Here is a 23,515-nt window from a genome sequence, read left to right on the forward strand (position 1 = left end):
GTCAGCCTCCCAGCAGGCTCAGGGGGTCGTGCTCGGTGACGCTGGCCCGTGTGGCGGATTCGTTGGTGATGTCCACGTGCTGGCGCACCACTGACCGCCAGGTGTGCTGGCGGTGCTCGGGGTTGAAGCTGACCGGCTCGTCGGGGACGGTTTCGGTAACCTGTTCGCCTGGCCTGGCGTCTCGGATGATCTCCAGTCGCACGGTATGGGCCGCCGGGCGGCGGTGCCACTCGGCGGCGAGCCAGGGCCACGAGGTCAACGCGTGTTCGAGGGTTCCGTCGTGCACGCCGAGGCTGACCGGCCGGGCAGGCGGGCATGAGCGGCGCCCGAGGTAGAGGGGGAACTGCGGTCGCTTCAGCGCTTGGGCCAGGCCGTGCAGCAACTCCGGCTCGCCGGAGATGCCGGCGAGGAATGCGGCGTCGGCTAGATAGAACCGGTAGGTGAGTGGCAGGCGTTGTCGCCCGTCGAGTGAGCGTGCGGTCTGGAAGTCGCGCAGGATCTGGCCGGGCTGGTCCAGCCGTACCCCGAATTCCAGGCCGAGCAGTTCGGTGAGCGGTTCGGTGCGTCGGATGCCCTTGGCTGCGGCGAGCATCCCGATCACGCCGCTCTTGGTCGGTGCTATCTCGGTGCCGCGGTGGGCGAAGCGGCTGCGTGATCCCCACGCCTGGAGGGGACCGGCCAACTGGAGAAGCAGTACAGTCATGCCGGCTGCCCGAGTGCGACGGCGACCTGCTCCCCTACGCCGTTGACCAGCTCTCCGAAGGTGACGGCCTTGCCGAGGTCGGCCAGTACGGCGGTCTGCTCGCCGACCTGGGTGACCCAGCTGGCGGTCGGTCGCTCACCGTAGGCGTTTTCCACCGCGGCGGTGTGCTGGGCCAGGGCGGCTGCGGCCAGTTTGATTCGTCCGGCGGTGTCGGTCTCGCGGACGGGTGTCTCGAAGGCGCCGACGAGGTTGATCGGCTGTGTGTCGCGCATCCGGACCAGCACCGCGTCGGGCAGCGTGCGGTGCGCGAAGGTGTTCTGTTTTCCGGTCGGCATGCTGCGCACGAAGGCGGTTAGGAACGCCTCGACGGCGCGGCGGGTGGCGGTCGCGTCGCCGAGGGTGCGGTGCAGGGCGTTTACGTCGACGGTGGCGTACCTGTAGAGGGTGGATGAGTTGAATTCAATGGTGCCGATCATGCCGGCGCCGGCTTCGTCGACCGCCTCCTTGCGGTCGTCGACGGCCGTGAAGTAGTCGAACTCGGTGTCGGCGGCATGCACGCTGATGGCGTGGGCGACCTGGCAGGCGGCGTCGACGTTGATGTCGGGCAGGTCGGCTACCATTCGGCCGAACATGGCGATGTCCACGGAGTGGTCGGTGTCCGCCAGCGCCTTGAACGTGGCTTTGTCCAGCTTCGTTCCGGCGCGGGACGCCTCCAGCGCTGCCGCGGCAAGGTTGTCGAGCTGCCGGCGGCTGAGGAAGAGTAGGTAGCCGGATTCGGCGTCCTTCGGTTCGCCCTTCTTCTTCTCCGCCTTGGCCAGGCCGGCGGCAGTGAAGACGTCGGTGGCGAGCGCGGACACCGCCTCCCTGGACAGGCTCGGGTCGAGTTCCTTGATTCGCTCGGCCAGCGACTCCCCGACCCGCTTGGTGCGCTCACCGAGCTGCGACCTGTCGAGCAGGTCGGCGAAGGCGACGCGGACGGCCCGCTTCCAGGCTTGGCTGGAGACCCGAGCGCGGCGGACTCCGCCGTAAATGGCTGTCTTCGGTGAGCCTGTGTCGTCGCGGTTGAGGTTGCTCGGCGGTACGGTCTGCAGCACGTAGACGTCGATGATGGTGCGGCTCATGATGCCTTCTCCTCGAGGTCGTCGGTTTGGTCGTCGGTGTGGTCGTTGAGGTCCTCGGCAGGCCGGCTCCGGAAGAACTCACGGCCCCAGATGGCTTGCATCTGCGGCCGGCCCTGCGGCCGGCGCAGCGTCTGAAGGTCGTCGGCGAGCAGGCCGTAGTCGAGCCCGATCTCGTGGTCTCGCAGCATCGTGATGAGGCTGCGCAGGTGGTGGATGCTCTCGAAGTAGGTGCTGGCGGTGCCCAGGGCGGCGAAGCGCCGGCGCACCCCGTCCGGCCCGCTGGAGGCGCGGACAAGGGCGGCCACAGAGGCGCCCAGCCCTCGGCCCGCCACGTGCATCGGCGCTCGCCGCGACTGCTGGTGCAGCGCGTACAGGGTTACTGTGTCGTGGACAGCGTGTTCGCTGTCGGCGGCCTCGCCGTCGTTTGGTGGCCGGTGGCCGAGCAGGTTGTCGGGCACGGACAGGTAGCGGTCGAGGGTGTAGTCGAAGCCGGGCGCTTGGCCGATTCCTCGACGCAGCCGGGCGAGAGCGCTCACCGCCTCGGGCTCTGGCACGTCGCGTAGCACTCGCGCCTGCAGGACGCCGATCGTGCGAGCCACGTGTTCGCCGAGTTCGTGTCGACGCCGGCTCCATGCCTTTCGCGCAGGTGGCTCTGGCTGTTCGGTTGCGACCGCGGTCATGCTGATGCCTCCTGCCTCTGGTCCGGGCGCAGCTCGCCCTGGAGCTCGTCCGCCATCGGCAGAGCCGCGGCGAGACCGCGGCGGAACCACGCCTCGGCCTGGGAGCTGGAGTAGTGGACTGTTTCACCCGTTCTGGTGACGCCGGGCCGGCCGACCCAGGCGGTGGGGCCAGCCGATGCGACGAGCTCGCCGCCGAGCCACACGATGGCCTGCCGCACCAGACGCTGCCAGGATGCGCGCTCGCCGACGGGGTCGCTGCCTGGACCGAGCTGCGCCAGCCAGCTGCGGAAGGCACGGTCCAACAGGGCGTACGCCCGTTCGGCCGCACGGTCGGCTTCGCCGGTCCCGCTGTCGCGGCTTCCGGCGGCGATGGCGAGGTTGGCGGCGAGCATGCGGATCTGTTTGACCGCCCGCTCGGCGTCGGCGACCGCGTCCACTGCGGTCGTACGCAGCGGGGACTGCTCGTCGAGGAGCATCACGTTCATTGTCAACGCGTCGCTGAATACCTCGTCGATGACGGCGCTCTGGGAGCCGTAGGTGATGCTGGTTGCCCGCGGCCGAACCCGGCGATTTTGCTCGACCTGCCCGGTAACGGCCAGATGGGCAAGCCATTGCACGACCACTGGGGACAGCCGCTGCGGTGGCTCGCTGCCGCCAGCGGGTGGCGCCGATGGGAGCAGGCTCTGCAGGCCACGCCACAGGGCCCGGGTGTGGTCATGCGGTCGGGGGGTGTAGATCGGGGTGCGCTTCTGCTTCTTCTCCTGGGTTGCGCTGCGCGCCCACACGCTCATCGGCTCCAGCAGGTGCCGGTCCTGCCAGTCGAGCTGGTCGCCGTAGCAGATCATGGCGCCGGTAATTCCCGTCCGGTCGCCGAAGAGCCGGATGCGTCGCGACTGCCATGTGTAGAGGCTCAGCAGCCCGAACGGGCCGCGGGTTGCGTAGGCTTCCTCGATGGCCGTGTGCGCCTCGCGCTCCCAGACCGGCAGGTCCCGCTCGTCGGCTACCTGCCATCCGGGCGCGAACGGTACCAGGTTGATCAGCAATGTCTCCAACAGGGTGTCGCCCTCGAGGTGGACGCCGCCTAGCGCCCCGACGGAGGCGACTCCCAGCGGGTAGACCTTGCCGCCGCTGACCCGCGGGTCGCCGGCTGCGCCGGTCTTGATTCCAGACGGGTCGTACGCCTGGCAGTGCACGAGCCAGCGGGCCGCCTCGGCCGGCGCGATCATCTCCATCCCGCGGCCGGCTCGCGTGGTGAGGTACGGCTGGCCGTTCGGCACGTCGGCGATGAGGCGTTCCAGCCCGAACGGGCCCTTTCCTGCGCGCAGGTCGGCGACCTGGTAGAACGGGTGTTCCGGGTGCAGCAGGTCGAACCGGTCGCGGAACTCGCCGAGATAATCGCAGATCTCGCCCATCGGCAGTTGCCTGTTCTGCCACAGTGCGCGCCACGCGGCCTCCCCCGGCGGTCCGCCGGTGGTCCGGTGCAGAATCGCCAGCGCCAGCCGGAGGATGGCGAATGTCTGTGTGGGAAGTTCGCACGCGATCATGCGCAGTTCGCCAGCCTGCTGGAAGAGGCCGAGCAGGGAAACCTCACGCCGCTGGCCCGCGGTGTCCAGAACCGGAATCCACGCCTCGTCCACCAACGAAAACCCAGTGTGGTGCGGTGAGCCGGTCACGGGCGTCACCTCCTTTACGGTCATGTCTACTCAGGCGGCGCGGGTGACGCGCAGCCCTTCGTCCGGGTCGTAGTGCAGATCGAAGCCGGCTACCGTCGCCCCACCGTGCTGGTCGACGTCGAGCACAAGTTCGCCAGCGAGCCAGGGGCTGCTCTGCCAGGCGCTGACGTCAACTCGCCGCTCCAGGTCGGCGATGACGTTGTCGATCACATCGGGGGCGGTCATCATGCGCGGCAGCGGCAGCGTGCAGCGCGCGATGTGCCGCGGCAGCGGCCAGCGCGGGATGTCCCCGGTCGGAACCGGTACCCCGCCCTCGTCGAGCCAGGGCGGCAGGACCAGGCCGTCCGTCGTCCGGACCAGGAGGAGCACCTCCAGGGATTCCGCGTCGGTGTCGCGGACGTGACCGCGCGCCGCGTTGTCGTCCACTGCGCCGACACCGCCGGAGAGCCAGCCGATCAACGGCACGCCGGCTTGCGCGACGCTTGCCAGCCGGAACGAGTCTGCCTTCAGTTCCTTTGCCGCGATGTCGTTCCGCTGCCGCGTCTCAGCATCCGCCATCGCCGGCTGCCAACTTTGTGGCCCGACCGCGGCCCCGCCGTACGCGGCTTGGATGAGCGGCGCGATGTCCGCCGGTAGCTGCAACGGTGCACCGTCCAGGTACGGCAGTAGCACGGCTGCGCTGCGCAGCAGCGTGGCCAGCTGGTAGACCCGCCGCGAGCCGGCGACGGGCTGCGGCGGCTCCTGAGACCAGTCCGCACCAGTGATGTGGCAGGTCGGCGTTGAAAGCAGGGCTGGGCGGTTGTCGCGCCGGTGCCGGTACAGCCGGCCGATGCGCTGGAGCACCAGGTCGACCGGAGCCAGGTCGGTGAGGAGCAGATCGAAGTCGATGTCGAGGGACTGCTCGGCGACCTGGCTGGCCACCACCACGTGCCGGTGGGGGCGGCGGCCGCTGCCGGGCGGTCCGAACGTGTCGCGCAGCCAGCGGTCCTTGGCGGCGCGGTCGACAGCCATGAACCGGGAATGCGCCACCGTCACTGGGATCTGCGGCCCAAACGCCTCGCGCAGCACGGCCGCGGTCTCTTGGACCCGCGCGACCGTGTTCCGTACGACGAGCGCGCAGCCGCCGTCCGCGAGCTGTTGCCGCAGCAGGTTCACCAGGGTGGGCAGTTCGTCGTCCAGGCGTTGCAGCCGGATGACGTTACTGCGGCCGGAGTCGGCGCAGCTGGTGGCGGTGCCGCCGCGTTCGGACTGCGACGAGGTCACCAGGGGGTAGCGGAGGTCGGTGCGCAGCGCCGCGTAGTGGTCCACGACGGGCTTGCCGCGGTCGCGCCATGTACGGGGCGGCGGCGGGCCGAGTCGGCCATTGTCGTACGCCGTCATCAGCTCCGCCCGGCGTTCTGCTGGTAGCGTCGCGGACAGCACGACGACCGGCACCCCGTACGCGCCGAGCCATTCCAGTGCCCGGTCCAGGAATCGCCCCATGTAGACGTCGTAGGCGTGCGCCTCATCGATGACGACGACCTTGCCGGCAAGGCCGAGGTGACGCAGCACTAGGTGCTTGCCGCGCAGCGCCGCGAACAGCAGTTGATCGATGGTGCCCACGACGAAGCTGGACAACAGTGTCCGCTTCGGCCCGGCGAGCCAGGCGTGTACGCCGATGTCGGCGCCCCCCGCGTCCTGGGCGATGCCGCTCGGCAGCGAGGTCACCCGAAGCCGGTCGTAATCGGGGTTGAGCGCCGCTTTTCCGTGGGCCAGGCGCACGTCGCGGTCACCGCGGCCGAGCTGGGCGTCGGGCAGCCGCCGCAGCCAGGACAGCATCCGACCGAACATGGCGTCGCTGGTGGCCCGGGTCGGCAGTGCGAGGTAGCAGCCGGATGCCGCGGTGCGGCGGGCGAGGATTTCTACCGCGGCCAGTGCCGCCTCGGTCTTTCCCTCCCCCATGGCGGCCTCGACGATCAGCATCCCGGGTACGGCCATGGTTGCGGCCAGCTCGGCGACGGTGCGCTGCACCGGGCGCGGCACCGCGGCGGCGGGTAGCTCGAAGCGGGCACCGAACAGCTCGTCAACGCTCGCCGGCGGCGCGGCAGGTAGCCACGGTGTGGGCAGGTCCAGCCGTTCCCAGCCGGTACGCAACCGGTCGACGTCCGTGCCGTCCAGCACGTAGGGGAAGAGCTCCTCGTTGCTGGCGATCCAGTCCGCGACGATGACGAGGCCGGTGAGGGCGGCCTGCACGGGTTGGGACAGTGGCACCGTAGTCCACTCGACGAGGCGGTCGCCGGCGCCCGATCGCTCCGTCATCCAGGTCAGCAGCTCATGCTGGACCTGCTGCCACGCCTGGTCGCCGAGCAAGTGGGGACGCACCTGCACATCGCGGAGGCTCTCATCGGTCGGTGGCATCCCATGGTGCCCGCCGACCACCACGGCGAACGGATGTGGGTCGGCCCAGTTCTGCTGCTGCAGCCACCCGGCGAACACGGCGTGCCCCGCGGTGGCGTGCGGCGCGTACCGGCGGTCGGCGCGAATCAGCTCACGGTCGTATCCGAGGCCGCGGTCACGCATTCGCTCGGCCAAGCTGCGCGCCTGGCAGGCGAAAGCGGGGGTGGCCTTGCCGACGTCGTGCACGCCGGCCAGCCATGCCGCTAGCGTTCGGCCGTCGGCGTCTCCGCCGGGGAGCTCATCGCCAATTCGGCGCCGGACCGCGGGGCTCAACCAGTGATCCCATAACCAGCCCGCCACGTCAGCGGCGTCGGCGAGGTGCCGCCACAGCGGTAACCATCCCACCGGTGAGATGCCTCTGCGGTCGGTCTTGCCCCAGACCGCGCGCGCCGCGTCGCTGAGCTTCGGCCCGCCAGCCGCTCCCGGGGCCCTCATCGGTGCTCCGGCAGCAGCGAACTGGGGGCCCCGCTGTGCGACAGGTAGAGCACGTCGCGGGCCCGGGTCAGCGCGACAAACAGTAGGCAGCGCTCACGCTGTAGGTCCTGCAGGTGAGCGTGCGGGTCCTCCACCGCCGAGGCCACGGCGTTCGGCGCGGGTAGGACGGCCTCATCGAGCCCGACAACCGCCAGACACTGGAACTCCAGGCCTTTCAGGCGGTGCATCGTAGCGACGCGCACACCGTCGACGCCCCGCTTGTCGTCGGCGACGGGGATATAGGCATCGCTCAGTGTCTTGCCGATGGTCTTCACGAGCTGCCCGGTGCGGGCGGCCACTCCGATCGCGTGCGGCTCCACGCCCTGCTCCAGCCATGTCCCCACCCGCTCAATCAGCGCTTCGAATTCACCGTCGCGACTGTTGTGGCTGGCGAGGACGGGGTGGTCCCCGCGGGTGATCGCGCGGTAGCCACGCAACGTGTCCGTCTCGCCGTCCAGGCCCACGGCGCCGGCACCGTTGAGCACCCTCACTGAGAGGTCCAGAATTTCGTGGGTGGTGCGGTAGTTGACGGTGAGCCGGCGGGTACGTCCGCGGACCTCGATACCGAGCTGGGCCAGCGACACATGGCTGTCGTAGATGCGCTGATAGGGGTCGGCCAGCAGGAACATGTCGTTTGGCCCGGGCGCCACGAGCGCCCGCAGCAGCCGCCACTGCGCCGGGTGTAGGTCCTGCCCCTCGTCAACGATGACGTGTCGGTACGGCGGCGGCGACTGCCGGGCGATCGCGGCGGCCTCGTCGGCGAGTTGCGTATGCGTGCGCAGCCGCCGCTTCGCCAGCTCGCGGACGACGGTGTCGATCGCGACCCATACCTGTTCTCGCTGGGCCGCGCGCAGTCCCTCGCCGCGGCCCTTACGCGGAGCGTCCCGGTATGCCTGCAGGCTGGTCAAGCGCTGCGCGAGGATCACCTGCTCCCACTCGCGTCTGAGGAACGTGGGGCTGAACCTGGTTGTCCGGCCGGCGCGGTTGATGTAGGTCGGCCCGCTGCTGGCAGCCACCTCCCACAGACGGTCCATGACCTCGTCATCCGCGATGGTGACCGGCTTGCCTCGCGCAGCGATCTGGTACGCCAGTTTGTCCACACTGATCACATCGATGCGGGCCCGTACGGCCGGATCGGCGGTGAGCCGGAACAGCTGCCTGCTAAGCGCGTCGGCGAGCGCGCGCGTGAACGTGGTCAGCAACACCTTCGAGCCGTCGTCCGGCAGCCGCTGGGCGAGGAACACCGCGCGGTGCAAGCCGGTGACGGTCTTACCGGTGCCGGCGCTACCGGTCACGAGGGCGGGACCGCTGTAACTCTCCCGGTAGGCAATGTCACGTTGCGTCGGGTGCAGGAAGGTGCGCCACACGTCGAATGGATGGGCGAGAATAGCGGCCAATTCCACGGGGCCGGAAACGAACGCCACGCGCTCAGGCGTTCGCCGCGCCGCCGTCAAAAGGTCGTCAGTGTCGACGCCGGACACAATGCGATCGGCCACCTCCGCCCAGACATCCTCGACCGACAGGCCGCTGGCCAGGCCACTCAGCACGTCGAGCTGCGTCTCGGGTAGCCGTGTACCGAGGCTTTCCAGTTGCTGATCGGTGCTGATGAGCCGCAGCAGCGGCACCAGGTCCGGGTCGATGCCCAGCCGTACCAGGTCGGCGGTGGAAACGCCATCGAAGAGGCCCTCGGTAGCGGGTTGCGGAGGCGCTTTGGCGAACTCCTCGATGCCCGCTTGGTCGCGCATCTCGAGGACGCCGAGCGCCTGGTTGACGGTGAAGCGTCGGCTTACCGCGAAGGCGATGGCGTCGTCGTGCGGCAAGACGTTGAGAAGTGCGTACCGCTGCTCGCCCAGTGCGAGCACAACCCCCCGGTAGAACTGGTCAATGCGGATGGTGCGTATGTGCGGGTCCCGTGCACCAGCCAGCTTCTCGAGGTGCAAGCCGGCATGAGTGTGCTGGGCGAACTTGCCGATCGCCGCGTCGACGGCGCGCTGTACTCGGCGGTCCAGCCTGGCGTACGCGGGAAGAAACCCCCGGTCGATGGCCAGCTCGGCCATGCATACCTCCCCGTTGTCGGCGCCCAGACAGCACTACGGGGCCGTGACTGGCACCGTAGTCAGCCCGAGCAGGGGTCAACAGCGCTGATCGCGCGGTAAGGGGCACTACTCGGCTAGGGCGTGCACCCCAGATCGATTGACATTGCACCACATTGTGAACCGTGTTTGCAAGCATCGCTTGGTTGTCCTTGTTCACCATCGAGCGAACCTCGCAGCGGTCCACCGGCGCGCAGGCCACGGTGGACATCGGCGGCTAAGCTGCCTTCGTGGTGGGGGGCACGAGCCTCAAGGGCCGGTATGTCGTGGGCCGCTACCCGTTGGCGCACAACGGGATGGGCGAGGTGTGGCCGGCGCGGGACACTCTGCTCGATCGCGCCGTGATCGTGAAACTCGTCAACGCCGCCATGTTGGACGCGGAGTTGGTTCGCCGCTTCCGTCGCGAGGCGCTACTGACCGCCCGACTCGATCACCCCGCCGTCCCCGCCGTGTACGACCTCGGCGAACACGACGGCCGCCCCTACGTGGTCCTTCAAAAGATCAACGGCGTCGCGCTATCGGACCTGGTCGCCGAGCAAGGTCCCCTGCCGATCCCCTGGGTGGCAAGCATCGGGGCCCAGGTCAGCAGCGTTCTCATCGCCGCCGCGCAGATCGGGCTGGTTCACCGCGATATCAAGCCGAGCAACGTCATGTTGGATCACAGCGGCGCGGTGAAGGTGCTCGACTTCGGCCTAGCCGTCATGCACGACGACGAGCGCTACTCGCGTATCACCCTAACCGGGCAGAGCCTCGGCACCGTCGGGTACATGGCACCCGAGCAGATCCTCGGAGAAGCTACCGACCATCGTACGGACCTGTACGGCCTGGGCGGCACACTCTTCGACCTGCTCACCGGCCGCGCCCCGTTCGACGGGATCACGACCACGACCACGCTGAGGCACCAGATGGACGAGCCACCGCCCCGACCCGGCCACCTACGTCCGGAGATACCCGCCGCGCTCGACGACCTCGTCCACACGCTGCTGGCCAGACGACCACAGGACAGACCGTCCAGCGCCACCGAGGTCTATGCCGCGTTGGCTCCACTCGCCCACAACCCACCGCCGATCCCTGGCGTCGTCACCGATCGCACCGATGCAGTGCAGGCGTATGCGGCGATCATCGGCCGGGTGCCGCCGACCATCCGCGCCGACGCACCGCCGCTGCCCGGACAGGCGAACCTCGATGTAGAGCAGACCGCGAAGCAGGCAGAGCTGCTGCACGCCGCCGGCGAGTACCGCGCCGCCGCCCGACAGTGGCGGCGGCTGGCTGAGCATCAGGCGCGCCACCGAGGCGAGGAGGATCCCTCGGTATTCGACTTTCGGCGGCGCGCGGCCCTCGCGCACGTACCGCTCGGTGAGCGTGACCGGGCGCTGCGCCAGCTTCATGTGCTACTGCAGGATCGGGTTCGTGTAGACGGGCCCGAGCACCCGGCGGTGCTGGACCTACTGCACCAGATCGAACGGCTCAGCACGGGACAGTCCGGGCTTCGCGAGTCGCGTCGACGAGGGCTGAACGGGGGTCACTGAAGAACCGAGGCAAGAGTGCTGCTTTTTGCTGTGGGAACCGGCCGCCACGGAAATAGAAGACCTGTGCGCAGTTCTGTCCTCGTGTCTCGGTGGTCATGGCTCGCCGCGCGATCGGCGAGTACATCGCACTGTGTTTCAACCAGGCTGCCTCCTCGCCATGGCGGTCGAAGCCCCGCCCTGTGGCCGCGTGCCCAAACGCGTCATGCACCGCGCGGAACATGTCGTTCTCACCGTCGCTGAGGTAGGGGTGAGGGTTGCCGCTGGCAGCACTGGACCATACCTTCAACCGGCGCTGCCGAACATCGTCGATCATGGACTCGACGTCGGGGTAGGGATCCTCGTCGACGACTCGCACGCTGACCCCGAGACCACCGAACTCGACCCGACCGATGAGGTAGTGATACTGCAGGACGGTCTCCCGGCAGAAGGCGGCGTACGCGGCGAAGGCTCGCTCGTCGCGAACCGGTGCGGCCATATATGCCTCCGCGATCGCGACACCCAGCGCCGGATTAAGGCGCACCCGCGTGTACGCGGCTGGGGCGAGGGTGTCACCGACGCCGTAGCGCCTCGCGCCGTCCAGCAGATACTGCACCGGTGGAACGGCTCGCGTCGGGCCCGTCGACGAAGCGGGTGCTGGCAAGGGTGTTCATGGTCCTCCTCGGGTAGTAGGGATGGGACGAGACGAGCCTGATCAACGCGCTCTGGGCACCTGTGCCATGTCCGTACCATTCCGGCGCTCAGCAGCTGCCACACTCCGCTCGCGCTGCAACATCTCGCCGAGCATGCGAATCTCGGACACCCTGCGGTCCTGGTGGAGCTTGGCGAACTTTCCAACGGTTGTACTGCGCCCGCGTCGCGGCATGACCCCTCCAACGAAGGTGTGAACTGTGACAGCCAGCAATGTACTACCTGTGAATCGGGTGCACAAGCGCGTAGCTCATGGTAGTGTTCACGTGTGACAGCAGAGCCGAGCATCACCGCCGGAAAGGCCACCTTGACTGCCAGCGGCATCGCCGAACTGGCCAATGTAGGCAGGGCGGCAGTGAGCAACTGGCGGCGCCGGCACGCCGACTTCCCCGCACCCGTCGGCGGTACTCCAACGAGCCCGTTCTTCGATGCACACGAGGTGGAGCAGTGGCTGCGCCGACACGGCAAGCTGCACCAGCCCGCTATTGACCAATGGGCGTGGCGACACATCGAGAGCTACCAGCCCTCCGCGCAGATCACCGAAGCACTCGGCATCGCCGGCGCCTACCTGCTCGTCCGCTCCCAACACAGCCGGAAGGCCGACCCCCTACTCACGCCGAAACAGCTCGTCGCCCGTCTACGGGCACTCGACTCCGGTTTGGCCGAGCTGGTCGGCGACATGCTGCCCAAGCAGTGGACTCCACAGCTCACCACGCTGCTGCGCACGATCGACCAACTCAGCGAGGAGCAGGAGCCCGAGACCGCCTTCGAATTCCTCCACAGTCGGTATGCGAACTCCGCCCACCCACTGTCAGGGCTGGCCAGCACACCGGACAGCGTCGCCGACGTGATGTTGACGCTGGCCGGCTCCGGCACCCGCACGTTCGACTTCACCTGCGGCACCGGATCGCTCCTGCGCGCGGCCGTCGACCGCGCCCTGCAGGACGGGGAGGTGACGCACGTCTATGCGCAGGAGATCAACCCGCAGTACGCCCTGATCGCCCTCCTGCGTCTGTGGTTCGTACACCTACGTGCACAACGCGATGGGCACCAGACGATGCCACCAGCCATACACATCGGCGACAGCATGCTCGCCGACGCCTTCCCAGACCTGCAAGCCGACGTCGTCGTCGCGAACTTCCCGTTCGGCATCCACGACTGGGGACACGACCGTCTCGCCTACGACCCCCGGTGGACCTACGGACTGCCCCCGCGGACCGAGCCCGAACTCGCCTGGGTGCAGCACGCCCTCGCGCACCTCTCCCCCGATGGCACCGCCGTCGTCCTCATGCCCCCAGCCGCCGCGCAGCGTCCCGCCGGCCGCCGCATCCGCGCGGAACTGGTACGCCGCGGCGCACTGCGGGCGGTGATCGCCCTACCCGCCGGCCTGATGCCCCCAACCGGTATCGGCCTACACGTTTGGGTGCTCACCCATCCCCACCGACAGCAGCCACAGAGTGGAGGACTACTGGTCGTCGACACCACAGCCGCGTCAACAGACCGCCCGCTCTCCGACATCGTCGGGACCGCATGGCGCGCCTACCTGACCGGCCGCAACACCGAGTCACCTGGAGTACACCGGACCATACCCATCATCGACCTGCTCGACGACCAGGTCGACCTGACACCGCACCGGCATCTACCGCAGGCCCACGACCTCGCCACCGACCCGAACCACCTCATCGACAAAATCAGCGACTTCGGCCGACTCATCGGCGACGTACGACAAGGGCTCCCCGCCGTACAGCAGGCGAGTTCCACCGTCTTGCGCACAGCGCCGAGGGCGAGCATGGCCGACCTGATCCGAGCAGGAAGCGTCTCCGTGCTCCGGGCCCCATCGCGTGGCCAGGACACCACCCACGGCGCCGACGACTACGTGCTCACCTCCGCCGACATCCTGGCCGCCAGACCGGCGACCGGAACCACCAACCGCGCCGCAAGCAACCATTCCGGACCACGTGTGAGCTCCGGGGACATCCTCATCCCAGTCATGGGACGCGAAATCGTTGCCCGGGTAGCCACACCCGAGCAAGTCGGCGCCCAGCTCGGGCCTGGTGTCCAGTCCGTACGCGTCGACACGGCCCTCTTCGACCCATGGTTCGTCGCCGGTGTCATCTCCCACAGAGACAGCACCCGTGCCGCCAACCGAACCTCCAACGCCGACCACGGCACCCTACGCATCGACGTCCGACGCCTCGCCATCCCCGTACTCCCGCTCGACCTGCAGCAGGCGTACGGCCAAGTCTTTCGCCAACTCGCAGAGTTTCGTGCCCGACTAGACCAAGCCGCGGAAGCCGGCGCCACGCTCGCCCGCGAGATCAGCGACGCCCTCACCGCAGGAACCCTCGAAATCGTGAACTGAACCTCGCCCGTACCACTTAGAACTCCTAACAGAATGATCTAGGCAGACGCGTAGAGCTGTCCTCGGTGGACGATTAACTACAGTGATCGGCAGTAAGGCGAGGTGAGCAGCCGCCGTGGATCGTCTCGGACGACCTGTGGGCCGAGATCGAGCCGTTGATACCGACCCGACCGCCTCGCCGGCGGCGCTATCCCGCTCGCAAGCCGCTTGATGACCGGAAGGTGTTGTGCGGGATCTTGTTGGTGCTCTACACCGGGATCCCGTGGGAGCTTCTGCCTCAGTAGCTCGGGTTCGGGTCAGGCATGAGCTGCTGGCGCCGGCTACGGGACTGGAACGACGCCGGCGTGTGGCAACGACTGCACGAGGTCCTGCTGGGCACGCTGCGGGCCGCCGGTCAACTGGACACGTCCCGGGCGGTGATCGAGGGCTCCTACGTCCGGGCGCTCAAAGGCGGCCCAAAACCCGGCCCGAGCCCGGTCGACCGCCGCCGCCCGGGCTCGAAACACCACGTCATCACCGACGCAGGCGGCACACCCCTCGCCGCGACCCTGACCGGCGGCAACCGTCACGACGTCACCCAACTGCTGCCCCTGGTCGACAAGGTTCCCCGGATCAAGGGCATCCGCGGTCGACCAAGGCAGCGACCCGAGCGGATCTACGCCGACCGGGGTTACGACTACGACATCTACCGCCGCCAACTCCGCGACAGGGGCATCACCCCGGTCACCGCCCGACACGGCACCGAACACGGCTCCAGCCTCGGCACCCGACGATAGGTAGTCAAACAGACCACCGCCCTACTGCACTGGTTCCGCCGGCTACGCACCCGCTGGGAGATCCGCGACGACATCCACCAAGCCTTCCTCACCCCGCCTGCGCCATCATCTGCTGGCGACGACTCCAACGCTCAAAAAGTTTGGAGTTCTTAGAGGTCCTAACAAAGTCGGGCGACGTGTCGGTACGTGATGATGCAGGTGGCGAGGGTGAGGAAGGCTTCGTGGATGTCATCACGGCGTTCCCACCGGATGCGTAGCCGTCGCATGCCGTGGTACCAGGCGATCGTCCGCTCGATCACCCACCGGAACACACCGAGTCCGGAGCCGTGGGGCTGGCCGCGGCGGGCGATACGCGGGCGGATGCCCTTGCCGCCTACCGCCTTGCGGTACTTGTCGTGGTCGTAGGCGCGGTCGCCGAACAGCTGGTCAGGGCGCCGGCGGGGCCGACCACGCCTCCCGCGGACCGGCGGGATCTTGTCGATCAGCGGGAGCAGTTCGGTGACGTCGTGGCGGTTGCCGCCGGTCAACGACACGGCCAGGGGGATGCCGGCGCCCTCGGTCAGGACGTGGTGCTTCGAGCCCGGGCGGGCGCGGTCGACCGGGCTCGGCCCACTTTTGGGCCACGTCGAGCGGACCGTACATGCGAGGAGTCGATCACGGCGCGGGACCAGTCCAGCTTCCCGGCCGCCTGGAGCTCTGCCAGCAGCAACTCGTGCAGCCGCTGCCACACCCCAGCCCGGTTCCACTCCTCCAACCGCCGCCAGCAGGTCATCCCGGAGCCGAACCCCAACTCCTGGGGCAGGAACTCCCACTGGATGCCGGTGTGCAGCACGAACAAGATCCCACACAGCACCTGCCGATCCGGGATCCGCTTCCGTCCCGGGTGCCGAGGATTGCGCTCAGGCTTGGGCAGCAACGGCTCGATGCGCTGCCACAGCCCGTCCGACACGATCCACGGCGGCTGCTCACCACGCCTCACGGCCGAACACTGTAGATCATCGTCTACACCGGACAAGCCCCTAGACCATTTTGTTAGGACCTCTTAGAGCACCCGCAGCAACCCACGCGATTTAGGCGCGCCCGGTACCTGCTCATACAAGCTCCTCTGGCCTCGACAGGGCATTCGGCAACGCCGTAGAGACCTCGACCTACCGCCCAGACGTCGTCTTGCGCGTCTCGTCGCCTCTCGGATTCCGGCCGGGAACATGGCTGCACCACACGCTTGAGCTCGACGACAACACGGAAGGGGCCCCTACAGCCCAGGCCCTCGCCGGCAGGCACCTTCCGGATCGTTGACCGCTACGCCGCCGAGGGCAACCAAACCAACGTCGGATGCAGGGCGGTCGGAGGCAGGTAAACTCCGGCCACGCTTGGACAAACCAACAGACGGACAGGAGGCCGGCTTCGATGCCCGATTCACAGATCTACGCGCACTGATTGCCCCGCCCCCTCGGCACGACGGCGCTGCCAGCTGTACCCAAACCACGCCGGCTCCTCAATACTCGACAGGAGAAGAGTGTGCGAACCAAAGTGAAGGAAAACCGAGTACTTGATCTCTAACGCCGCAGGTCAGGAAGCCTGCTCCCCGCGCATGCGGGGGTGATCCCGTGAGCGCCAGGTGCTCCCGCGCCTCGCCCATCTGCTCCCCGCGCATGCGGGGGTGATCCCGGGGCGGCCGTCACGCTCACCGGAGTTGCGGTCTGCTCCCCGCGCATGCGGGGGTGATCCCGCTGCCGTGGCCTTGCCCAGCGCCGGGATGAGCTGCTCCCCGCGCATGCGGGGGTGATCCCGTGCGTTGCAGCTGCGCGTCGTCGCCCGCGAACTGCTCCCCGCGCATGCGGGGGTGATCCCGCCCGGCCGTACGCGCAGGCCGTCTACATCACCTGCTCCCCGCGCATGCGGGGGTGATCCTCAGACAACGTCAGTCAGATCCAACACGCTCGTCTGCTCCCCGCGCATGCGGGGGTGATCCCGAGTCAACGGGCACCCCTACGGAAGGATCGCCCTGCTCCCCGCGCATGCGGGGGTGATCCGTGCCGGCTGAGGCAGCCCGCCGCGCTGGCCCGCTGCTCCCCGCGCATGCGGGGGTGATCCCCGGCCACGATCACCAGCAGGACCGCCAGCGACCTGCTCCCCGCGCATGCGGGGGTGATCCGGGCAAGGCGGACGCGTTCGACGGCAGCTACAAGCTGCTCCCCGCGCATGCGGGGGTGATCCCCGTACCTGCCGCCGGCCAGTGCCGCCGCCCCCCTGCTCCCCGCGCATGCGGGGGTGATCCCGGTGAGGCGCCGGGTGCGATCCTGACCTCCACCCTGCTCCCCGCGCATGCGGGGGTGATCCCTCGTCGGCGTGGACAACACCGGCGGGCTCCCACTGCTCCCCGCGCATGCGGGGGTGATCCGGTGTACCCGGTGATCTGCGGTGAGACGGCGTGCTGCTCCCCGCGCATGCGGGGGTGATCCCGGCTGGCCCGCCTACGCCGCGCGGCGGCCGCCCTGCTCCCCGCGCATGCGGGGGTGATCCGCTGTCCGAGCACGAGCGCCGCACCCAGGACGACTGCTCCCCGCGCATGCGGGGGTGATCCCCAGACAGGCCGATCTTGACTGCGGCGAGCGCGCTGCTCCCCGCGCATGCGGGGGTGATCCCCGCACCGTTCCGGGCCTCGACCCGGCCTGCCCCTGCTCCCCGCGCATGCGGGGGTGATCCGTACACGCCGACGAAAAGCTGCCCGCGATGGTCCTGCTCCCCGCGCATGCGGGGGTGATCCCGCGGCAGATCGCGGCCTGCGTCGACGACTAGTCTGCTCCCCGCGCATGCGGGGGTGATCCCTGCTCCGGGTCGCCGCCTGCGTCCGGGTGCAGCTGCTCCCCGCGCATGCGGGGGTGATCCGATCCGCGCCGACGTCCGCTACCTCGGCGGCTGCTGCTCCCCGCGCATGCGGGGGTGATCCGAGCACCGCCGTCCACGTGTTGTTCGCCAAGGTCTGCTCCCCGCGCATGCGGGGGTGATCCCTTCCGCGTCTACCCAACGCCCGCGCAGCAGATCTGCTCCCCGCGCATGCGGGGGTGATCCGCGTGGCGCGACCACTGGGCGGAGAACGGGTCCCTGCTCCCCGCGCATGCGGGGGTGATCCGATCAAGGCGAACGCCATCACGGCCGATAAGATCTGCTCCCCGCGCATGCGGGGGTGATCCGGTGTCGCTACGTCTGGTTGAGCACGAGGTCGCCTGCTCCCCGCGCATGCGGGGGTGATCCGTTGTACTTGTCCTGCGCCGCGTTGTCGAACGTCTGCTCCCCGCGCATGCGGGGGTGATCCGGAAGCCGGCGCCGAGGAGACCGGGCTGTGCCCCTGCTCCCCGCGCATGCGGGGGTGATCCGGGCGGCAAGAGGCGTACGCGGGCCGTGCCGCCCTGCTCCCCGCGCATGCGGGGGTGATCCGAAGGTGCTGGGCCGGCTGCACGCAGTCACTCACTGCTCCCCGCGCATGCGGGGGTGATCCGTTCCGCGCAGGCGTGCAGCAGCACCAGGAGATCTGCTCCCCGCGCATGCGGGGGTGATCCGGCCGCCGCCGCCCGCCGCAGCAAGCCGACGAACTGCTCCCCGCGCATGCGGGGGTGATCCGCGACCTACAAGCGCATGGTCGGAACCATGGCGCTGCTCCCCGCGCATGCGGGGGTGATCCGCTACCTATCTGACCGTTGCCGCCCGCATCTGCCTGCTCCCCGCGCATGCGGGGGTGATCCGACGTGCAGGACGAACACCACGGCGGCCAGCGACTGCTCCCCGCGCATGCGGGGGTGATCCCCCGCTGCCCATCGTCATCGGCCACGACAACGCCTGCTCCCCGCGCATGCGGGGGTGATCCTGACGTACCGAACGGCACCACGTACGACGCACACTGCTCCCCGCGCGCATGCGGGGGTGATCCGCTCTTGCCGAACTCCCGGCCCGCCCGGGTGAACTGCTCCCCGCGCATGCGGGGGTGATCCGTTGAGGCCGCCGGTGGCCCGGCCGTAGGCGGCCTGCTCCCCGCGCATGCGGGGGTGATCCGTACTTCACGACCGCACCGACGACGCCGCCGACCTGCTCCCCGCGCATGCGGGGGTGATCCCGGCACGCGCAGCACCCCGATCGCCAGCGCCCCCTGCTCCCCGCGCATGCGGGGGTGATCCTGTGGTTCAACGGGTCGGCCGCGCCGGACGTGCCTGCTCCCCGCGCATGCGGGGGTGATCCGGCGTCGAAGCCGTCGACACCCTCGCCGTCGCCGGCGTAGCCCTGCTCCCCGCGCATGCGGGGGTGAACCCGTGCTGCTGACCGAGCAGGACGGACGGCTGACCTGCTCCCCGCGCATGCGGGGGTGATCCGGCCCGGGTGCGGCAGGAGATCCGCGACGCCGGGCTGCTCCCCGCGCATGCGGGGGTGATCCTTCATGGTGTGCACCTGGTCGGCGACCGCGTCCCTGCTCCCCGCGCATGCGGGGGTGATCCCGACACGTACCGCTTGCCGCGCTTGGTCTTAGGCTGCTCCCCGCGCATGCGGGGGTGATCCGGCGTTGAGGTCCGCGATGCCCCAGCCGTAGACCTGCTCCCCGCGCATGCGGGGGTGATCCCGTGCCACCGAACCCGGACGTCAGGTTGCCGGCCTGCTCCCCGCGCATGCGGGGGTGATCCGGAGCGCTGCCGGGCGAGGTGGCCGGCGTCGATCTGCTCCCCGCGCATGCGGGGGTGATCCCCGTTACCTTTTTGATCGTCCCCAGCCGGGGACTGCTCGGTCGCCCGGCCCGGTATGACTTACTGCCCCTGTCGTACGGATGATCCGGGGGGTGTTGTCGCCGGGTCGGGTGGCGTCGACGGACCGCTGATAGGGACACGGCCACCTGCGGTATTGGGGTAGGTCTCTTCGTAACGTGGCTGCCGGCAGTCGACGCCAGATCGGCGACCGGGCTGGCCGACGACGTCGCGGGGAGGCGATGCGGTGCACGGCGACTACCAGGTGTTTCTTGGTCTGGATGTTGGCAAGGACGGGCACCACGCCGTCGCCCTGAACCGCGAGGGCAAGCGGCTGCACGACGCGGCGCTGGTCAATACCGAGGCCAAGCTGCGGCAGGTGTTCGACAAGCTCGCCCGGCACGGGCGAGTGCTGGTCGTGGTCGACCAGCCCGCCTCGATCGGGGCGCTACCGGTCGCGGTCGCCCGTGCCTGCGGCCACCAGGTCGCCTATCTGCCTGGGCTGGCGATGCGCCGCATCGCCGACCTGCATCCCGGCGCCGCGAAGACCGACGCCCGCGACGCCTACGTCATCGCTGATGCCGCCCGCAGCCTGCCGCACACGCTGCGCCGTGTTGACGTCGGCGACGACGCCCTGGCCGAGCTTGAGGTCCTGGTCGGCTTCGACGACGACCTGGCCGGCGAGGCCACCCGCCTGGCGAACCGGATCCGGGGGCTGCTCACCCAGATCCATCCCGCTCTGGAACGTGTGCTCGGTCCGAAGGTGCAACACAAGGCCGTGCTGGAGCTGCTGTCGCGCTGCGGCGGCCCGGCCGGACTGCGCAAGGCTGGCCGCCGCAAACTGGCCGCGATCGCGGGCAAGAACGCGCCTCGGATGGGCGAGCGCTTGGTCGAGCAGATCATGACGGCCCTGGACGAGCAGACCGTCATGGTTCCCGGCACCACGGCGGCCGAGACGATCCTGCCGAGGCTGGCCGACAGCCTGCGTGACGTGCTCCAGCAGCGTGACCAGGTCGCCGCCGAGGTGGAGAGGATGCTCGATGCACACCCTCTTGCCTCGGTCCTGACCTCGATGCCCGGCATCGGCGTCAGGACCGCCGCCCGGATCCTGCTCGAAGTCGGCGACGGCACCGCATTCGCCACCCCCGGGCACCTCGCCGCCTACGCCGGTCTGGCACCCGTCACCCGCCGCTCCGGCAGCAGCATCCGCGGCGAACACCCACCCCGCGGCGGCAACAAGCAACTCAAACGCGCCTTCTTCCTCGCCGCGTTCGCCGCCCTCGCCGACCCCATCAACCGCGCCTACTACGACCGCAAAAGAGCCGAAGGCAAACGCCACAACGCCGCCCTCATCTGCCTTGCCCGACGCCGCTGCGACGTCCTATTCGCGATGCTCCGCCACAAGACCCCCTACCAACCACGCCCGACGGCCCCCGTCGCTGCTTGACGAAACCCATAGGGACACCCCCCCATCGAGCTGTACCAGCAGTGCGAGGACGCTGCTCCCCGCGCATGCGGGGGTGATCCCGGCACGTGGCTGTGGCCGCCGCGGGTGAACGTCTGCTCCCCGCGCATGCGGGGGTGATCCCTGATCCCTGGGAGGCGGCCACCGAGAAAGGCCGGTCGATCTGCTCCCCGCGCATGCGGGGGTGGTCCTGACCGGGCCGACCACGAACCGGAGGGAGTTGACTGCTCCCCGCGCATGCGGGGGTGATCCTCGCCCTCCCAAGGGCTTGACGTCAGGGCTATTCTGCTCCCCGCGCATGCGGGGGTGATCCCTCCCGGTTCGCCCGGGTGAGCTGGGCGCTGATCCTGCTCCCCGCGCATGCGGGGGTGATCCCAGGTACCAGGCGGTGCTCCCGCGGGTGGTGTCCTGCTCCCCGCGCATGCGGGTGATCCGTCGACGTCCCCGCCGAGGATCGGGATGGTCGTCTGCTCCCCGCGCATGCGGGGGTGATCCCGGTGACCGCGAACTCGCCGACGTCCAGGGCCGCTGCTCCCCGCGCATGCGGGGGTGATCCCCGGTGGATCGTCGCCCAGCTGGAGGCGAACGCCTGCTCCCCGCGCATGCGGGGGTGATCCTCCCTTGAAGGACGGGATCACCTGGAGGGTGGCCTGCTCCCCGCGCATGCGGGGGTGATCCGGTGTCCAGGAGGTCCTGGCTCTTGTTGGCCCCCTGCTCCCCGCGCATGCGGGGGTGATCCGGTGTCCAGGAGGTCCTGGCTCTTGTTGGCCCCCTGCTCCCCGCGCATGCGGGGGTGATCCGACGGACACCACCAGCTGGGTGCAGCGGCGGGACTGCTCCCCGCGCATGCGGGGGTGATCCCGAGACGGTCCGGTTCCGGGTGCCGATGATCTTCTGCTCCCCGCGCATGCGGGGGTGATCCGGCGCCCCGCGCGAACTGCTCGACCAGGGTGTCCTGCTCCCCGCGCATGCGGGGGTGATCCGGCGGGCAGGCCAGCGAGGACCAGCCGTGCCTCCTGCTCCCCGCGCATGCGGGGGTGATCCCCGGTCTGGGTCGCGGCCACCCGCGGTGTTGGGCTGCTCCCCGCGCATGCGGGGGTGATCCGGCCGCGGAGCTCGACGGCCAGATCGGCGAGACCTGCTCCCCGCGCATGCGGGGGTGATCCTGTTACCCGCATGGTGGGGCCACCGCCACCCCGCTGCTCCCCGCGCATGCGAGGGTGATCCCGCTCCGGCCTGGTTCCGGCGGGCCCGCTGGGACTGCTCCCCGCGCATGCGGGGGTGATCCGGTCGTCGCACACCTGGTAGCGGTCCTCCTCGGCTGCTCCCCGCGCATGCGGGGGTGATCCCTTCGTCGCGTACGGCACGACGAAGAACCCGACCTGCTCCCCGCGCATGCGGGGGTGATCCGGTCACCGAGCAGCTGGCCGAGGCGGCTCGCGACTGCTCCCCGCGCATGCGGGGGTGATCCGGCCGGCGAGTTCGACATGCCCGCGCACGCCCGCTGCTCCCCGCGCACGCGGGGGTGATCCCCCGGACGTGCACCAGGCGCTGATCGAGCGGCCCTGCTCCCCGCGCATGCGGGGGTGATCTACGACGACTGCCGCTGCTGCTCGGCCTGCGCCACCTGCTCCCCGCGCATGCGGGGGTGATCCGTAGGCGTCGACCGCGCCGCGTACCTGTTCGTCCTGCTCCCCGCGCATGCGGGGTGATCCCGTGCCCCCGGACGCCACCGTGTACGGGAACAGCTGCTCCCCGCGCATGCGGGGGTGATCCATCCGAGCTGGCCCGCCGCCTAGGTGTGGACCGCTGCTCCCCGCGCATGCGGGGGTGATCCTTTCGTCAGCGCGGCCGGTTCGGACTCGCTGTACTGCTCCCCGCGCATGCGGGGGTGATCCGGTGCGGACGATCATGGGAAGGCTTGGAACTGCTCCCGTCGCATGCGGTAGCAGGAGCTTGAGAACCGCTGCGATGATCAGCGCATGCCGCCCTCACACCGCGCGTTCAGGCTTTGCTCGGCGCTGCTCCTTGCCGCCAGTACCAGCTGCACAAGCCATGATGCCTTCCCCGCGTCAGAGGTAAGCCCGGCGCAGCCTGCCAGCACCGTGTCGCCCCTGCCCACGGCCGAGGCACCGCAGGCCCTTTCGGTGCCCCCGGTGACCTCGGATGAGATCAGCCGTGTCGTCTACACCGCCACGACCCAGACGATGGACCGGGCGGTACGCGCAGAGGCCCGCACGGGCCAGCAGTACGCGCTTGACGCCGCTTGCATATCTGCGGTCCCGGGCCGGGCCATCAAGTATGAACTGCTCAGCTCGAAGCCGAACCCGAACACGCCCGTGGCCAGTGGCGAACTGCCCTGCGACGGCAACGCGATCAGGAACAGTATGCCGTTACCCGCGGCCGCCATACAGGTCAGCCTCGGACCTGACCTGGCTGGCGTCGCCTCCGCCTACGCGGTCATCAAGCCCTTGACCTGAGCAGTGCCTGCCTCGTCATCGGCCCTACCGAGCCAGACCGGCTAAAACGGATGAAGGGCGTGGGCAACGAATGCGCCAGAGGATGCCGTATGTGGCGCGATCATACGAGATCTGCTCTGGTTGATCCCGCCGTCACCGCGGCGATCGCGTACGCGCAGACAAAGGGCGTGGCCGTCATCGCCGCCACGGGAAACGAGACGGCACCCCTGTGCGACACCCCGGCGTGGGAGCCCGGGGCTCTGCGTCACCGCCACGGACCGGAACGAACTGAAGGCGTAGTACTCCAACCTGGGCGTAAATCAACTGAAA

12 protein-coding genes, 1 pseudogene and 3 CRISPR repeat arrays are annotated in these 23,515 nt (G+C 69.4%); of the genes and pseudogenes, 5 read left to right on the forward strand and 8 right to left on the reverse strand.

Annotated elements, in window-relative coordinates; genetic code table 11:
- Position 1: 1 nt before the first annotated feature.
- From cas5e to OG994_RS11885, 6 genes are read right to left on the reverse strand one after another with little or no spacing between them, the layout of a single operon-like run.
- Positions 2 to 703 (reverse strand): type I-E CRISPR-associated protein Cas5/CasD, encoded by a 702-nt coding sequence (gene cas5e / locus OG994_RS11860; protein ID WP_328853223.1) that lies wholly within the window; start codon positions 701 to 703, stop codon positions 2 to 4.
- The gene (gene cas7e, locus OG994_RS11865; protein WP_328853224.1) at positions 700 to 1,824 is read right to left on the reverse strand and encodes a type I-E CRISPR-associated protein Cas7/Cse4/CasC; all 1,125 of its coding nucleotides are present in this window, start codon (positions 1,822 to 1,824) and stop codon (positions 700 to 702) included. Before cas7e ends, cas5e begins: the two co-directional genes overlap by 4 nt.
- Positions 1,821 to 2,504: a type I-E CRISPR-associated protein Cse2/CasB gene (gene casB / locus OG994_RS11870; RefSeq protein WP_328853225.1), complete on the reverse strand. Its 684-nt coding sequence runs from the start codon at positions 2,502 to 2,504 to the stop codon at positions 1,821 to 1,823. The genes cas7e and casB overlap by 4 nt, the downstream gene beginning before the upstream one ends.
- Positions 2,501 to 4,201, reverse strand: coding sequence for a type I-E CRISPR-associated protein Cse1/CasA (casA, locus tag OG994_RS11875; RefSeq protein WP_328853226.1), 1,701 nt, complete (start codon positions 4,199 to 4,201; stop codon positions 2,501 to 2,503). The genes casB and casA overlap by 4 nt, the downstream gene beginning before the upstream one ends.
- A 6-nt stretch (positions 4,202 to 4,207) precedes the next feature.
- The gene (gene cas3, locus OG994_RS11880) at positions 4,208 to 7,048 is read right to left on the reverse strand and encodes a CRISPR-associated helicase Cas3' (protein ID WP_328853227.1); all 2,841 of its coding nucleotides are present in this window, start codon (positions 7,046 to 7,048) and stop codon (positions 4,208 to 4,210) included.
- Positions 7,045 to 9,144 carry a UvrD-helicase domain-containing protein gene (locus OG994_RS11885; RefSeq protein ID WP_328853228.1) on the reverse strand — a complete coding sequence of 700 codons (2,100 nt, stop codon included), beginning with the start codon at positions 9,142 to 9,144 and terminating at the stop codon, positions 7,045 to 7,047. Before OG994_RS11885 ends, cas3 begins: the two co-directional genes overlap by 4 nt.
- Before the next feature lie 266 nt (positions 9,145 to 9,410).
- Here OG994_RS11885 and OG994_RS11890 point away from each other — a divergent pair, with 266 nt between their 5' ends.
- Positions 9,411 to 10,709, forward strand: coding sequence for a serine/threonine-protein kinase (locus OG994_RS11890; RefSeq protein ID WP_328853229.1), 1,299 nt, complete (start codon positions 9,411 to 9,413; stop codon positions 10,707 to 10,709).
- Here OG994_RS11890 and OG994_RS11895 read toward each other — a convergent pair.
- On the reverse strand, positions 10,648 to 11,301 hold the full coding sequence (locus OG994_RS11895; RefSeq protein WP_328853230.1) for a hypothetical protein: 654 nt from the start codon (positions 11,299 to 11,301) through the stop codon (positions 10,648 to 10,650). The two genes, OG994_RS11890 and OG994_RS11895, sit on opposite strands and share 62 nt — an antisense overlap.
- Positions 11,302 to 11,664: 363 nt before the next feature.
- Between OG994_RS11895 and OG994_RS11900 the strand changes: the two genes are divergently transcribed.
- Together OG994_RS11900 and OG994_RS11905 are read left to right on the forward strand one after the other, a co-directional pair.
- The gene (locus tag OG994_RS11900; RefSeq protein ID WP_328853231.1) at positions 11,665 to 13,758 is read left to right on the forward strand and encodes an N-6 DNA methylase; all 2,094 of its coding nucleotides are present in this window, start codon (positions 11,665 to 11,667) and stop codon (positions 13,756 to 13,758) included.
- Between the two features lie 119 nt (positions 13,759 to 13,877).
- A pseudogene (locus OG994_RS11905) lies at positions 13,878 to 14,668 on the forward strand (IS5 family transposase); the annotation flags it as partial.
- A gap of 24 nt (positions 14,669 to 14,692) precedes the next feature.
- On the opposite strand, the gene OG994_RS11910 reads toward OG994_RS11905, so the two are convergent.
- Positions 14,693 to 15,486, reverse strand: a protein-coding gene (locus OG994_RS11910) for an IS5 family transposase (protein ID WP_328853657.1) whose coding sequence is annotated in 2 segments (ribosomal slippage) — positions 14,693 to 15,150 and positions 15,150 to 15,486 — 795 coding nt in all. Because the reading frame shifts where the segments join, the coding sequence is not laid out codon by codon here.
- 626 nt (positions 15,487 to 16,112) lie between these two features.
- Positions 16,113 to 19,265: direct repeats of the CRISPR family, unit length 28 nt; unit sequence CTGCTCCCCGCGCATGCGGGGGTGATCC.
- Between the two features lie 243 nt (positions 19,266 to 19,508).
- Here OG994_RS11910 and OG994_RS11915 point away from each other — a divergent pair.
- Together OG994_RS11915 and OG994_RS11920 are read left to right on the forward strand one after the other, a co-directional pair.
- The gene (locus OG994_RS11915; protein WP_328853232.1) at positions 19,509 to 20,708 is read left to right on the forward strand and encodes an IS110 family RNA-guided transposase; all 1,200 of its coding nucleotides are present in this window, start codon (positions 19,509 to 19,511) and stop codon (positions 20,706 to 20,708) included.
- Positions 20,709 to 20,760: 52 nt separating this feature from the next.
- Positions 20,761 to 21,102: a CRISPR direct-repeat array (repeat unit 28 nt; unit sequence CTGCTCCCCGCGCATGCGGGGGTGATCC).
- Positions 21,103 to 21,193: 91 nt separating this feature from the next.
- A CRISPR array of direct repeats spans positions 21,194 to 22,624; the repeat unit is 28 nt; unit sequence CTGCTCCCCGCGCATGCGGGGGTGATCC.
- A gap of 207 nt (positions 22,625 to 22,831) precedes the next feature.
- Positions 22,832 to 23,206 carry a hypothetical protein gene (locus OG994_RS11920; RefSeq protein WP_328853233.1) on the forward strand — a complete coding sequence of 125 codons (375 nt, stop codon included), beginning with the start codon at positions 22,832 to 22,834 and terminating at the stop codon, positions 23,204 to 23,206.
- The last annotated feature ends 309 nt before the right edge of the window (positions 23,207 to 23,515 follow it).

Source organism: Micromonospora globbae (genome assembly GCF_036184225.1).
GTDB classification, from domain to species: domain Bacteria; phylum Actinomycetota; class Actinomycetes; order Mycobacteriales; family Micromonosporaceae; genus Micromonospora; species Micromonospora globbae.